The 14,570-nt window shown below is 45.4% G+C and carries 12 protein-coding genes; 2 read left to right on the forward strand and 10 right to left on the reverse strand.

Translation table 11 applies throughout. The annotated features are described in order from the left end of the window. Window positions 1-69: 69 nt before the first annotated feature. A complete protein-coding gene (locus tag ACZ1GZ_RS17885) occupies window positions 70-894 on the reverse strand; it encodes a TrmH family RNA methyltransferase (RefSeq protein WP_472666232.1) in 825 nt (274 codons plus the stop codon). A gap of 10 nt (window positions 895-904) precedes the next feature. Beyond that, complete coding sequence (locus ACZ1GZ_RS17890; RefSeq protein WP_472666233.1) at window positions 905-1,288, reverse strand: hypothetical protein; 384 nt, start codon at window positions 1,286-1,288, stop codon at window positions 905-907. A 63-nt stretch (window positions 1,289-1,351) separates the two neighbouring features. Between ACZ1GZ_RS17890 and ACZ1GZ_RS17895 the strand changes: the two genes are divergently transcribed. Then, window positions 1,352-2,350 (forward strand): RluA family pseudouridine synthase, encoded by a 999-nt coding sequence (locus tag ACZ1GZ_RS17895; RefSeq protein WP_472668350.1) that lies wholly within the window; start codon window positions 1,352-1,354, stop codon window positions 2,348-2,350. Window positions 2,351-2,513: 163 nt separating this feature from the next. Then, the gene (gene rpoH, locus ACZ1GZ_RS17900; protein ID WP_472666234.1) at window positions 2,514-3,425 is read left to right on the forward strand and encodes an RNA polymerase sigma factor RpoH; all 912 of its coding nucleotides are present in this window, start codon (window positions 2,514-2,516) and stop codon (window positions 3,423-3,425) included. Window positions 3,426-3,445: 20 nt separating this feature from the next. Here the strand turns inward: rpoH and speB are convergent, their stop codons facing one another. The 8 genes from speB to glmM all read right to left on the reverse strand — a co-directional run bounded on the left by speB (window position 3,446) and on the right by glmM (window position 14,455). Further along, complete coding sequence (gene speB, locus ACZ1GZ_RS17905; RefSeq protein ID WP_472666236.1) at window positions 3,446-4,402, reverse strand: agmatinase; 957 nt, start codon at window positions 4,400-4,402, stop codon at window positions 3,446-3,448. 26 nt (window positions 4,403-4,428) lie between these two features. After that, a complete protein-coding gene (locus ACZ1GZ_RS17910) occupies window positions 4,429-6,468 on the reverse strand; it encodes a hypothetical protein (protein WP_472666238.1) in 2,040 nt (679 codons plus the stop codon). A 72-nt stretch (window positions 6,469-6,540) separates the two neighbouring features. Next, window positions 6,541-7,839, reverse strand: a complete 1,299-nt coding sequence (locus ACZ1GZ_RS17915) for an adenylosuccinate synthase (protein ID WP_472666240.1) — start codon at window positions 7,837-7,839, stop codon at window positions 6,541-6,543. A 178-nt stretch (window positions 7,840-8,017) separates the two neighbouring features. Continuing rightward, window positions 8,018-9,613: a phosphoglycerate dehydrogenase gene (serA, locus tag ACZ1GZ_RS17920; RefSeq protein WP_472666242.1), complete on the reverse strand. Its 1,596-nt coding sequence runs from the start codon at window positions 9,611-9,613 to the stop codon at window positions 8,018-8,020. Between the two features lie 64 nt (window positions 9,614-9,677). Further along, window positions 9,678-10,847, reverse strand: a complete 1,170-nt coding sequence (locus ACZ1GZ_RS17925; RefSeq protein ID WP_472666244.1) for a phosphoserine transaminase — start codon at window positions 10,845-10,847, stop codon at window positions 9,678-9,680. Window positions 10,848-11,030: 183 nt separating this feature from the next. Further along, window positions 11,031-11,915: an outer membrane protein gene (locus tag ACZ1GZ_RS17930; RefSeq protein ID WP_472666245.1), complete on the reverse strand. Its 885-nt coding sequence runs from the start codon at window positions 11,913-11,915 to the stop codon at window positions 11,031-11,033. Window positions 11,916-12,054: 139 nt separating this feature from the next. Beyond that, the gene (locus ACZ1GZ_RS17935) at window positions 12,055-12,921 is read right to left on the reverse strand and encodes an outer membrane protein (protein WP_472666246.1); all 867 of its coding nucleotides are present in this window, start codon (window positions 12,919-12,921) and stop codon (window positions 12,055-12,057) included. Between the two features lie 193 nt (window positions 12,922-13,114). Beyond that, entirely contained in the window at window positions 13,115-14,455 is a 1,341-nt protein-coding gene (gene glmM, locus ACZ1GZ_RS17940; RefSeq protein WP_472666247.1) for a phosphoglucosamine mutase, read from the reverse strand. Window positions 14,456-14,570 lie beyond the last annotated feature (115 nt).

Raw genomic sequence — 14,570 nt, forward strand, 5'->3', positions numbered from 1 at the left:
AGAAAAAATTGAAATAGTTTTTTGAAAGCCACGATAAAGGCCACCTTAATTCGAGATCAAATCTCGAATTTATCCGATCAATTTCATCTGCCGGGCAATTTGCCACAAAGCAATACCAGACGCGGTGGCGACATTTAAACTATCCAGCCCGCTACTTTGTGCGATTTTAGCTGTTTTAATCTGCGCCATGATCTTGTCGGGCAATCCCTCGCCTTCAGTTCCCAGAAGTAAAAGCGTTTTTTGCGAAGGTTCTAATGCGTCGATCATCTGCTTACCGCGAGGCGACAAGCCATAAATTGAATAGCCCTTTTTGGTATAGTCTTCGATCATGGACATGACATCAACATCAAGCTCGAACGGCATGGTCAGCGCAGTGCCGACAGATACGCGTATGGCTTTGCGATAGAGCGGATGGCAGCATGTCTTATCAAGGACAATTTTATCAACGCCAAACGCTGCAGCATTTCTGAAAATCGATCCCAGATTATCATGATTGGAAATACCGCAGGCTGCCAGCACCAAACTGCGCTCGTTCTCATCCAATACGGTTTTCACATCAGAATGGTATTTTCCCAGCGCTAAAATGCCCCGATGCATTTCAAACCCTGCAATATCATTCATCACGCTTTTCTCAGCGAGATAAATCGGCACGGTGTCTGGCACGGTGCTTAAAAGCTCTTCAACACCCTCAAAACGGTTTTTCAAAATCAGTATTTTACCAATCTCAAAGCGACGATCTGTGATCTGTGAATTTATAAGATGCTGAAGGACCACTTTCCCCTCAGCAATAAACTGCCCTTGGCGACGGGTCAGGTCACGCTCTTTGATATTACAAAACTCAATTATTCGCTGATCATCAGCATCGGTGATTTCTATAAACCGTGCGCCAGCCAATTCACGTTGCCTAGTTGCGCAGATTTACGGTTGATATGATTTCGCCATTGGTTAAATCGATAATCAAAATCTGAGAAACACCATTTTGGTCAACGCCATGAACGGCTCCGCGCGCACCATCAAGATTAAACCCTTGAACCTGAAAATCCGCTGGCAAAATGACATCCAAATTAGCAACAAACGCACTATTAGAAACAGATTGCACCACAGCTGTTTGCGCCTCTTCATCACCACTGGTGCGTATTTTGTAGACAACGGCGGCCAATACGGCCATAACACCGATAAACATTACACCTAATGAAACACCCAAAAGACGTATCATTTTACGTCTGACTTTTTCCATTGTTGGATCAAGTGGTTTTTCGTCATTATTATCTATGTCAGGGTTTTGCATAAAAAAGCCTATTTGGAACGAGTTGTGACACGCGAGATATCCTTTACCGAAGCTGAAGCCAATTTGAAAGCTTTCATTACTGATGAGGGCGATTCAGGCCGTTTAGATGCTTGGCTTGCACAGAAAATGGCGCCAGATTACTCCCGCAGCCGCATTAAAGCGCTCATTGAGGCTGGTGCGGTGTCTATAAATGGCGCAATTGCAAAAGAGCCCAAGAAAAAAATCGCCTCTGATATGAGTATTGAGGTCATATTGCCGGAAATCACAGACGCTGAACCGCAACCTGAAAACATTCCATTGGACATTATATATGAAGATGACGATCTAATTGTCGTCACCAAGCCAATTGGTTTGGTGGTCCACCCAGGTGCAGGTAATACTTCAGGCACGTTGGTGAACGCATTGCTTTATCATTGTGGCGCTTCTTTATCTGGGATCGGCGGGGTTAAACGACCCGGGATTGTGCACCGATTGGATAAAGACACGAGCGGTGTGATGGTAGTTGCCAAACATGACATTGCCCATCGTCACCTGTCCGAACAATTTGCTGACCATGGACGAACAGGCGAATTAGAACGCGCTTATTGGGCTCTGGTTTGGGGCACACCAAATCCTATTAAATCGACAATCAGCACGTTTCTTGGTCGTTCAAGTGATCGATTAAAGCGCGCTGTGTGCTCAGAACATGCACCCGATGCAAAACATGCCGTCACGCATTACAAGACCAAGCAGAGTTTTGGTGGCCAGGAGGGCGTAAATGCTTTTGCTTCATTGGTTGAATGCCGGTTAGAAACGGGCCGCACACACCAAATCCGGGTTCATATGGCCCATAACGGGCATCCTTTGATCGGGGATCTAACCTATGGTGCGGCATTTAAAACCAAAGCAAACAAACTACCCGATGAACAAAAAAATGCCATTAACGCCTTCACCCATCAGGCTTTACATGCATATCTGTTGCAGTTTAAACACCCTGTTTCGGGTGAAATAATGCGTTTTGAAGCAGAATTACCGGAAGATTTTGCAAATCTAACAAAGATACTTGAGCGTATAGAAATATAAGAAGTTTACGTGACAATCACGCTAGGTTCACAATTTAGTGTTCAAACTCTTGGTGTGAAAAGCTTGAAACAAGCTTATGCCATAATTAAGTTGTATTAAATCGATGCGCGATAAGCGGTCGCAACTTGCCTCAATGGAAGTTGAAACAATAGGAGGGTGCTTTATGGCCCAGAAAACTTTACCATCAATCACATCCGGTAAGGGTGGATTGGATCGTTATCTTGCTGAGATCAGGCGTTTTCCCATGCTTGAACCACAAGAAGAATATATGCTTGCTAAACGTTATGAAGAGCACGATGACCGCGATGCGGCTCAGCGCCTCGTAACGTCTCACCTTAGATTAGTTGCTAAAATTGCAATGGGTTATCGCGGCTACGGCTTGCCGATTGGCGAAGTTGTGTCTGAAGGTAATGTGGGTCTGATGCAAGCGGTTAAGAAATTTGACCCAGAACGCGGGTTCCGCCTTGCAACATATGCAATGTGGTGGATCAAAGCATCTATTCAGGAATATATCCTAAGATCATGGTCACTTGTGAAAATGGGTACGACAGCAAACCAAAAGCGTTTGTTCTTTAATCTTCGCAAAATCAAAGGCCGCATTCAGGCAATTGATGAGAATGATCTAACTCCTGATCAGGTTGAGCAGATTGCTACACAGCTTCAGGTTCCTGAAAAAGACGTGATTTCTATGAACCAACGTCTAAGTGGTGATGCTTCGCTGAACGCCCCGATTAAAACGGGTGAAGGCGAAACTGGCCAATGGCAGGACTGGCTCGTTGATGACAGCCGCAGTCAGGAAGAAATCTTGGTTGAACAGGATCAGCTTGAAACACGCCGTGACATGCTCACAGATGCGATCAGTGTGTTAAACGAACGCGAGCAGCGTATCTTTAAAGCGCGTCGTTTGAGCGAAGATCCGCTAACTCTTGAAGAGCTTTCAGGTGAGTTCTCGATCTCACGTGAGCGTGTTCGCCAGATCGAAGTACGTGCATTTGAAAAAGTTCAAGCAGCTGTTCGCAAAGCAGCGCTTGAAGCACAACAAGCTCTTGTAACAGTTGAAGCCGAAGACGCTTAAATTATCAAAAATATCATGCACTATTTCCGATAGTGCATGATACGCCCAATTGTATTCATCAAAATTTGAGCCGCAAGAACCGCCGTTGATCCGGTATGGTCATAATCTGGCGCGACCTCAACCAAGTCGAGCCCAATAATATCACCCTGTTGAGCTAAGCCATCTAAAAATTCCAAAATTTCATAATATAAAAATCCGCCGTGGCTTGGAGTGCCCGTCCCCGCCGCGATCGATGGATCAAACCCATCAATATCGATGGTGACGTAATAGCGAACACCTTTTGGAATGCGATCTAAGACACTTTCGTGCCCCAGTTTTCTAAAATGGCGAACAGAAATAATATCAGACCCCATTGCCCGCGCATCTTCGTAGCCTTCCTTAGCAGTAGACGACACATTGCGAATACCGATCTGGCTTAATCCAGTGACATAGTCTTTTTCAGCGGCGCGACGCATGGGGTTGCCATGGCCATATTTCACACCATGACGCTCATCGACAAAATCCAGATGCGCATCAATTTGCACCAAATGAATGGGCTCTTGTTCCGAAAATGCATTGATACATGGAATATTAATCGAGTGATCACCACCAAGCACAACGGGTAACGCACCTGCATCCAAAATCTTGCGAACACCATATTCGATGTTTTTATGACTGTTGATCGTATCGGTGTGAATAATATCCGCATCACCAAGATCGACGATCTTAACCTCGTCAGCGGGCAGATATGTTACATCATCTTCAAAATCGTAAGCACCGCCATGACCAAAAGAAAACAATGTCGATGCTTCTCGGATTGCCCGTGGACCAAATCGAGCGCCAGATCGCCACTGCGTACCAAAATCAAAGGGTGCACCTAAGACCGCAACATCAGCTTGGATATTATCCCAATCATCAACATAAGGATTTTTACCAAATGTTGAAATACCAACAAAGGGAAGGTCAAGCCGACCTTTTTCATAACCGTGACCTGACATTTCTACCCCTTACCTAATATGTTGATTTATTGAGCGGGATTTCTTTCCCATGCAGCTAGAACCTTGTCAAAGATCGCCACACCGCTCGCACCTTTTTCCAATGTGATCAATGCTTTACGGCCGTTGCTATATGAAATTGGAATATCGATCCAGTTTCTGCGGCTCAATAATTGCAGGTTCGTAGCAACCACATCAGCGTCATCATTTTCTAAACCCACAACAAAGAACGTCGTATCAATTTTAGCGGAAATCGCTGCTAGTCTGTCGCCAGGTTGCTCTTCGGTATTTTTCAATTTAACTTCGGTAACCTGATCAATTTCACCGCCTTCAAAGTCATCCGGCAATGAGAAATTAATATCAATCAAATGGCTGACAGGTAATGTCTGATCACCGTTTAGCTTAATAGACATATCAATCGACAAGTTACGCTCAGGCACTTGAATTTGAGCGCGAATATATGGGCGCGAAGCTGTACCATCAGATTCGACTTCTTCACTCCAAGTCACGCCACCTTCATAGCGAGCTTGTTGCTCTAAACCCAAGCTTGTTTCATAAAACAGCATCTTCTCAATGGCAGGTGCGCCATCCGTAGCTGGTTCTGTTTGCTGCGCGGTCTCAGTTGCTGTTTCATCCCCAGATAACTCGGCAACAGAACGTCCTTCTTCTCCGGGAAGCCCATTGATAAGTTCTGGCGAAGGTCCAACATCTTCTTCTGTACCATCAGCGTTTAAACGTTGGGTAAACTTCTCGGCATCTCCCGCAGGGCCTGCGTCACTTGCAGTTGGCGTTGTTTCTTCAACCTTAGTGACAACCTCACGTTCTTCGGGAGCTTCTTCATCAACCTGGCTCTGCTCAGCCTCAGCAGACGTATCGACCGCTTCCGCAATCTCGCTCTCGCCTCCACCAAAACCGCCAATACCATAACGCCAAACACCATATGCAGATCCAGCTAGAATCAACAAAATGGCGGCAACAATCATAACAATGGGCGATTTCTTGCGTTTAGGCTCAGGCGCCTCCGGCAACGCTTCCGCACCAAATCCAAAGGTAGCATCATGATCAGGAAATTCTGAATCAACGTCAGATGTGTCAGCTTGCAAGCTCGACTTAATTTCACCAACAGCCTGATCAATAATACTATCATCAGTTAAAAATGATGAATCAGCTTTGGGCATTTCTTTTGCTGGTTGAGCCGCATCAATTTTAGATGTCACATCGCTGACAATTTCAGATACTTTTTCATCAACGACAGATGCAGTTTCAACAGCACTTTCAGCGACTGGAATAGCAAGTTCATCATCAATATCATTTGAAGCAGCAACCGCTTCTTCAGGAGCTTCAACACCCTCCGTAGCAACCTGTAAAGGTTCAGCATCCAGATCTTTAGAAACTGCTTCTGGTTCAGCTTCCACAGGAGTCGATGCAGATGGTTCGGACACAACGGGTTCTGGTTCAATTGTAGTCGTCTGATCACTAACAGTTGGAGTTTTATGCTCTTCAACTTGAACCGGTTCAGGCTCAGATATAGGCTCAGGTTCGGAAACAATTGGTTCAGGTTTCTGCACCGGCTCAACCGGCTTTTCAACTGGAGCTGCGACAGGTTCTATAGCTTTTGGTTCAACCTCTACAGGCTTTGGAGCTTCCGGCTCTGATATCGGTGCCGTTGGTACTGGTTCAGGTTTAGGCGTAACCACTGGCGCAGCTTCCGATGAAACTGGTTTCTCAGGCATTGTCTCGACTGGTTTAGCAACCGGCGCTGCAGGTTGAGCAGGAGTCGATGGCGCAGGCGCAGATGGGGCAGATGTCGATGGCACTGCAGCACTTGCTGATGCAGCTGAGCTAACAGGCGCTTGCCCCTCACCATATTGCGCTTCGATTTCCTGGATAGCATCTTCAACACTTGAAAGCTGACGCTCAAAAATAGCACTGCTACTTGAGTTGGGCATCGCTTCAAGTTGACGTTGAATGGTCTGACGCGCACGATCATAGACTTTTTGTCTCGCCTCTGGCGTATTATTCGCCAGCCCTTCAACAGCTCGTCTGATAACTCCGGTAAAGTCAGCCATTTCTAACCTCGCAAAAACTTACAATCTGATACTTTTACGGCAAAATTATAACCGTAATGATCAAAAAAGACCTTAATCTTCAAATGGATCAGTCACAAGTATCGTATCGTCCCTTTCAGGACTTGTGGATAACATTGAAACAGGCGCACCGATAAGCTCTTCAACACGGCGAACATACTTGATCGCTTGTGCTGGCAGATCTGCCCATGAGCGTGCACCAACAGTTGTTTCATTCCAACCTTCCATAACCTCGTAAACTGGTACGACGCGCGCTTGAGCACCTTGACTTGCAGGAAGATAATCAATGCGTTTGCCATCAAGTTCATAGCCTACACAGATCTTAAGCTCTTTAAATCCGTCAAGAACATCAAGCTTTGTAAGCGCAATACCAGTGATACCGTTCACCGCAACTGATTGACGAACAAGCGCTGCATCAAACCAACCACAACGACGTTGACGGCCCGTAACAGTACCAAACTCGTGGCCGCGTTCACCTAGTCTTTGACCGTCATCATCATCAAGCTCCGTTGGGAAAGGCCCCTCACCCACACGTGTTGTATAGGCTTTGGTGATACCCAATATGTAACCAAGCGAACCAGGCCCCATACCGGATCCTGCCGCCGCTTGACCCGCAACAACATTAGATGATGTCACAAATGGATAAGTACCGTGGTCGATATCAAGCAAAGTACCTTGCGCGCCTTCAAACAAGATGCGCTCGCCGGCTTTACGCTTTTGATCAAGTAACAACCAAACAGATTCGATAAACGGCAACATGCGATCACGGATCGCCATCAATTCATCGATTAACGTATCGATCGCGATTTCTTCCTGTCCCAAACCGCGACGCAAAGCGTTGTGGTGTGTGAGCAAACGATCAACTTTGGCAGGGAGTGTTTCAGTATTAACAAGATCCATCATACGAATAGAACGACGACCAACTTTGTCTTCATAAGCTGGACCAATGCCGCGACGGGTCGTGCCAATTTTCGTACCAGAATTTGAAGCTGCATCTTCGCGCAATCCATCAAGCTCTCTGTGAAGCGATAGGATCAATGTCGCATTATCTGCAATTCGAAGTGTATCATGAGTAACAACAACACCTTGCTCAGCAAGACGATCAATTTCAGCAACCAGCGCATGAGGATCAATTACAACACCATTGCCAATAACAGCCAACTTACCTTTGCGCACCACACCCGATGGAAGCAAAGATAGTTTATACTTCACGCCATCAATAACCAATGTGTGGCCAGCATTGTGCCCACCTTGAAAACGCACAACAACGTCGGCACGTTCTGACAGCCAATCAACAATCTTGCCTTTACCTTCATCGCCCCATTGTGAGCCGACCACCACTACATTTGTCATATGAACCTCATGAATTTTGGAGCGACATACTCCAAAGAAATAAACAAACCCGCATCTCTATAAAGAGATGCGGGTTGAAAATCGAGCCTTAGCTCAAACTTTATTCATTAAAAACGCTAAATATCCAATGAAATACTGGCTATTACTCAGCCAGATAGGATATCTACCAGTATTTATACTATTCAACGTTGAATACGAGCGGTTTGGCAGACACAATCTCGCTGTGAGAACGAACTTTATCGAGCACGTCTTCTGCAACTGGCTCATCCACATAAAGCAGCGCAATCGCATCCCCACCAGGTTGATTACGCCCGAGTTGGAAGTTCGCAATATTCACACCCGCATCACCAAACACAGTACCTAACAAACCAATGATACCCGGAGCATCAGCATTTGTTGTGTAAACCATGTTGCGGCCCACTTCAGCGTCAAGGTTGATGCCCTTGATCTGAATGAAACGAGGCTTACCATCAGCAAAACAAGTACCTGCAACAGAACGAGTTGTATTATCAGTTTTAACCGTGAGTTTGATGTAACCATCAAACACACCAGATTTATCGCGCTTTACTTCTGACAACACGATACCGCGTTCTTTAGCCATAATTGGCGCAGACACCATGTTCACATCAGCAACTTGCTCACGGATTAGACCGGCAAGAACAGCACTTGTTAATGCCTTTGTATTCATCTCTGCCGTTGAACCTTCATAAAGAATTTCAACTTCTTTAATCGCACTTTCTGTCACCTGACCAACAAATGCACCAAGGACATCAGCCAATGAAACAAATGGTTTCAAGCGTGGTGCTTCTTCAGCAGAAATAGATGGCATGTTGATCGCATTTGTCACTGCGCCTTTAAGCAAATAATCTGACATCTGTTCAGCAACTTGCAACGCTACATTTTCCTGTGCTTCTGTCGTTGATGCACCCAAATGCGGTGTACAAACAACATTTGGCAAACCAAATAGCGGGCTGTCAGTCGCAGGCTCTGTTTCAAACACATCAAAACCAGCACCAGCCACATGTCCAGATTTCAAAGCATCAGCCAAATCAGCTTCAACAACAAGACCGCCACGTGCACAGTTTACAATGCGAACGCCTTTTTTCATTTTTGAAATTGCTTCAGCATTGATAATACCACGAGTTTTATCCGTCATTGGCACATGCAATGTGATGAAGTCAGAGCGTGAGAGCAATTCATCCAGCTCAACTTTTTCAACACCAAGCTTTTCCGCACGTTCTGGCGACAAAAATGGATCAAACGCGATCACACGCATGTTAAGTCCAATGCCGCGTGATGCAGCGATAGACCCAATATTACCACAGCCAATCACACCAAGCGTTTTACCGGTGATTTCTACACCCATAAATTTGGATTTTTCCCATTTACCAGCTTGTGTCGAAAGATCTGCTGCAGGCAATTGACGCGCAACTGCAAAGATCATCGCAATCGCATGTTCAGCAGTTGTGATTGAGTTACCAAATGGCGTATTCATCACGATAATACCGCGACGCGATGCCGCAGGAATATCGACGTTATCAACACCAATACCAGCACGACCAATCACTTTAAGATTGCTTGCGGCTGAAATGAGTTTTTCCGTTGCTTTTGTTGCTGAACGGATTGCCAAACCATCATATTGGTCAATGATTTCAAGCAGTTTTTCTTTGTCTTTGCCAAGATCCGGCATAAAATCAACTTCCAATCCACGGTCGCGGAAAATTTGGACAGCTGTTTCAGACAGTTTATCAGATACGAGTACACGAGGTGCCATTTCAGGCCTCCATTTATTTAAATATGAGGGAAAGTGGCGCATCTTAAGCGCCACATAATTTATATTATTTAGCCAGCGAAGCTTTTTGCCGTTTAAACGCCCAATCAAGCCATGGCATCAAAGCTTCTAGGTCCGATGTTTCAACCGTTGCCCCAGCCCAGATGCGTAAACCCGAAGGCGCATCGCGATAAGCGCCAATGTCAAATGCAACACCTTCGCTATCAAGCAGTGAAACCATGCCTTTCGCAAATGCAGCTTGGGCATCATCATCCAAAGCTGCAACATCAGCATCTGTGATCGTCAAACACACAGATGTATTTGAGCGCGTTGCTGGATCCTTGGCCAGATTATCAAGCCAATCTGTCTGATCGCAAAAATCATGAATGACCTGCGCATTTGCATTAGCGCGCGCAACCAGTGCATCAAGACCGCCAAGCGATTTTGCCCAATTAAGCGCATCAAGATAATCTTCAACACATAACATGGAAGGCGTATTAATCGTTGCACCTGTGAAGATGCCTTCAATCAGTTTACCACCTTTGGTCATGCGGAAAATTTTTGGCAACGGCCAAGAAGGCGTGTAGCTCTCAAGGCGTTCAACCGCGCGAGGTGATAAGATAATCACACCATGAGCACCTTCGCCGCCGAGAACTTTCTGCCAAGAGAAAGTAACAACATCAAGCTTAGAAAAATCTAGCTCCTGCGCAAATGCAGCTGAAGTCGCATCGCAAATTGTCAAGCCTGCACGATCATCAGGAATGAAATCCCCATTTGGTACGCGAACACCAGAAGTTGTTCCGTTCCATGTGAAGACAACATCATTGTCGAAATTAATTGAATTTAGGTCAGGCAATTCACCATAAGGGGCAGTGATGGTGCGAGCATTATCGAGTTTCAGTTGTTTTACAACATCTGTCACCCATCCGGCACCAAAGCTTTCCCATGCAACCATATCAACACCACGCGCACCGAGCATGGACCACATGGCCATCTCGACAGCACCAGTATCGGATGCAGGAACAATACCAATACGATAATCGTCTGGTACGTTTAAAACCTCTCGTGTGAGATCAATTGCTTCTTTGAGTTTTGATTTACCAATTTTCGCACGATGCGAACGACCCAATGGTGCGTCATTAAGTGATTGTGGGGTCCATCCCGGACGTTTGGCGCAAGGTCCAGACGAAAAACGGGCATTGTCCGGACGAAGGTCCGGTTTATTCAGTTCTGTCATATCTCTATCCTTCCAGATAGTAGCCCTTCGTTGGGGAAGGGTGTCCCACTGACCGAACTATGATGAGGCACAATAAAAGTCAAGTACGGCTTTACCGTTACCTACGAATTTTTTTAGATTTTTTACCGCGCAATAAAAAAGGCGGGCCCTGCCCGCCTATTCAGATAATAAGATGGTTGGCATTTACCAGGTCGATAAACGCACACCCAAACGCACTTCATGACGTTCAAATCCACCATCACTAGCCTGAGTGCCAATCGCACCTAAAGCAGCGGCATCAGCGTTGTAACCAAACATATCACCGGCTTCAACATTTGAGTATTTATAACCAAGATCAACTTTAAACTGATCATTCAGATCATAACTTACACCAGCCATAAGTGCCCATGTTTTGCGCCATTCTGAACTGCTGCTGTGAGATGATAACACATTTCCCGTTGCGCCACATGCACCGCCACCATCAACACAAACGCCTCTGGATGTAATTTCACCATATTTGACTTTTGTATAACCTGCACCTGCACCCACATATGGAGTAAATCCAGAAATTGTTCCAAGATCCACGTAACCATTTACCATGGCCATGTAATTATCATATTTGCCACTTGCGCTGACTGAACAAGTTGTATTTGCAGGGGACGTGCTTGCACATTCATCAAGCCCAGTTCCATTAAATGCAAATCCACCTTTGATGACATCCAATGTTAAATCACCACGAAACATATCTGAAAAACGATATCCAATACCGCCACCAATTGAAAAATCATCACCAAAACTGCTGGTCGTCAGCGTGCCCGCACGATAATCATTGGCCACTGAAAATGTGTTGAAAGAAGGTGCATCATTTTCTTGTTTAGCAGTGTAACCAATATCACCACGCAAATACCAACCATTGCCCACTTCAACAGGCTTAATTGTTGGGGCATTCATTGGCGAAATAATTTTATCAAGGTCAGCTGCAATTGCTGTAGTTGAAACACCAAGACAAAAAATACCAACAAGGGAAGAACATTTTAATACGTTACGCATGGGCGATTCTTTCTGGTCATGACCAAAAGGTCCATTCATTAAGTTTCACCCACTATCGCGCAAACAGGTTAAACCTCGGTTAACCATGTTCCTTTTCTTTTTGTTACCCATAAATTGTAAGATGACATAAAAAAACGCCGGAAAATCCGGCGTTTAATTTCAATCTATTTCCAAAAGTCTATTTATAGACAGGTGGCAATGTTGGTGGCTCATAAGGTGGGATATGCGTATCACATCCACCAAATTTATAACGAAGACCTGCACGACCTTCATGTGAGTGAATAGTTTTGTGGAAGCCCGGTCCAGTTGCTACCGAAGCGACGCGTTCAAACATTCTGCCACCTGCGATAGCGCGGTAACGATATCCAACATCTGCTGCAAGCGCACAATTGATTTCAACTGAAGCACCAGCCATAAGCGCTGCTGTTGCGCGCCAGCCAGAAGCACCTTCGTGATCAATTGACGTTGAATTACAAGTGTTTGTCAAAGATTCACATTCAGTGTTGTGAAGTGTTTTCCAATCAATATATGTCGCACCCAAACCTGCACCAACATAACCAGTCACGCGACCATAGGTGAAGACATCAACATAAGCGTTGGCCAATAGGCTCCATGCAGAGAAAGAAGTTACATCCGATGAATAACAGTTTGGTGCTGCGTAGAATGTGCTATTAATAGTACAAGGACCACCAGGACCGGTAGAGCCCTCAAAACTTGCTTTTGTTAAATAGTCAAAAGTTAGATCAGTACGCAGACGGCTGTTAATTTGATAACCAACACCAACACCTACTGAAAAACTCTTTTTCAGTTTAGCCGTTGTAAAATCAGCATATCCCGTACTTGTGAGATAGTTGACTTCTTTCAACTTGTTATAGCTTGCGCCAACATCACCGCGCAAATACCAGCCAGTTGCTGCCTTCACTTCGTGATGAACAGGTGTCACTGCTGGCGGATGATAGACAGGCGGTGTTGAAATATCCGCAGCTGTTGCTGACATTGTTGTTGCAAGACCGAGCGTTGCAGCGGTGATAGCAATCTTTTTCATTTATCACTCCATTTATGGAACGGGCTAAAAACCCAAATAATGGGCAAAGCCCCTCAAAAACTTGCGGTGATAATGAATTATAAAGGTTAATGGCTGACTAATTTCACCATTTATTGATTAAAAAAAGAGTAAACACAATCTTAACGTGGTTTACTCTTTTGATTTTCTGAACAAAAAAACTGGAAGTTTTGTGCTAAGCAGCGATGACTTTAACCAGTCCATCGACTACTTTTTCAACCTGATTAGCATCATCGCCTTCCGCCATAACGCGAATTAAAGGCTCGGTTCCCGATGCGCGGATGACAAGTCGACCCGATTGACCAAGCTCAGCCTCTGCATCCTTGATCGCTGATTGAATATGATTATCAGCTAATGGCGACGCACCCGAATAACGCACATTTTTGAGTAATTGTGGCACAGGTTCAAAGCGACGTGTCACCTCGCTCACCGGTTTGCCCATCTTTTGTGTGCAAGATAAAATCTGCAATGCTGCAACAAGACCATCGCCTGTCGTTGCAAAATCACTCATGACAATATGGCCCGATTGCTCGCCACCTAAATTGAAACCGTGCTTGCGCATATGTTCAACCACATAACGGTCTCCAACCTTTGTGCGCGCCAAAGACAAATCAAGGTTAGCCAAGTGTCGCTCCATACCAAGGTTGGACATGACAGTGGCAACGACGCCATCACCCTGCAGGCGCCCCTCTTTGGCCCAAGATTCGGCAATCAATGTCATCAATTGATCACCATCAACCACTTGACCTTTTTCATCTACGATCAATACGCGGTCAGCATCACCATCAAGTGCAATCCCTACATCAGCGCGTACTTCATGCACTTTTTTGATCAAAGCTTCAGGATGCGTCGAACCGCAATTTAAATTGATGTTTGTTCCGTTTGGCTCATTACCAAGCGTCACCACTTCTGCACCCATTTCCCAAAGCACAGACGGCGCAACCTTGTAAGCTGCACCATTGGCACAATCGACAACAATGCGCAGGCCTGTAAAGTCACGCGAACCGCGCGGCAGAGTGCGCTTAACAAATTCAATATAGCGATAGATATCACCATCAACACGCTTTGCACGGCCAATATCATCTGAGTTTACCAAAAGAGATTGGAAATCAGCGTCAACCAAGTCCTCAATCTGCGCTTCAAATTCATCCGAGAGTTTATAGCCGTCAGGACCAAATAACTTAATGCCATTATCCTGATAAGCATTGTGAGATGCAGAAATCATTACGCCAATATCAGCGCGCATTGAACGGGTGAGCATTGCAACGCCTGGTGTGGGAATAGGTCCTAGAAGTAAAACGTCCAAACCCGCCGAGGTAAAACCTGCGACCAGCGCATTTTCAATCATATAGCCGGAAAGTCTTGTATCTTTACCGATCACAACACGATGACGATGTTCACCGCGTCGGAAGAGCTTTCCAACCGCAGCACCAACACGCATAGCAAGATCCGCTGTCATAGGTGGCGTATTTGATTTGCCTCGAATGCCATCAGTTCCAAAATATCGACGAGCCATAGTATCCCCACTCAATTAGTCCGAATTGGCTTATAACGCATCTTTGTCCAAATTGCGTTAAGACCAGCTGATAAACAATTCTATGGTTAACACCAATAAAAAAAGGGCCATATAG

Source organism: Lentilitoribacter sp. JB5-8 (genome assembly GCF_055693385.1).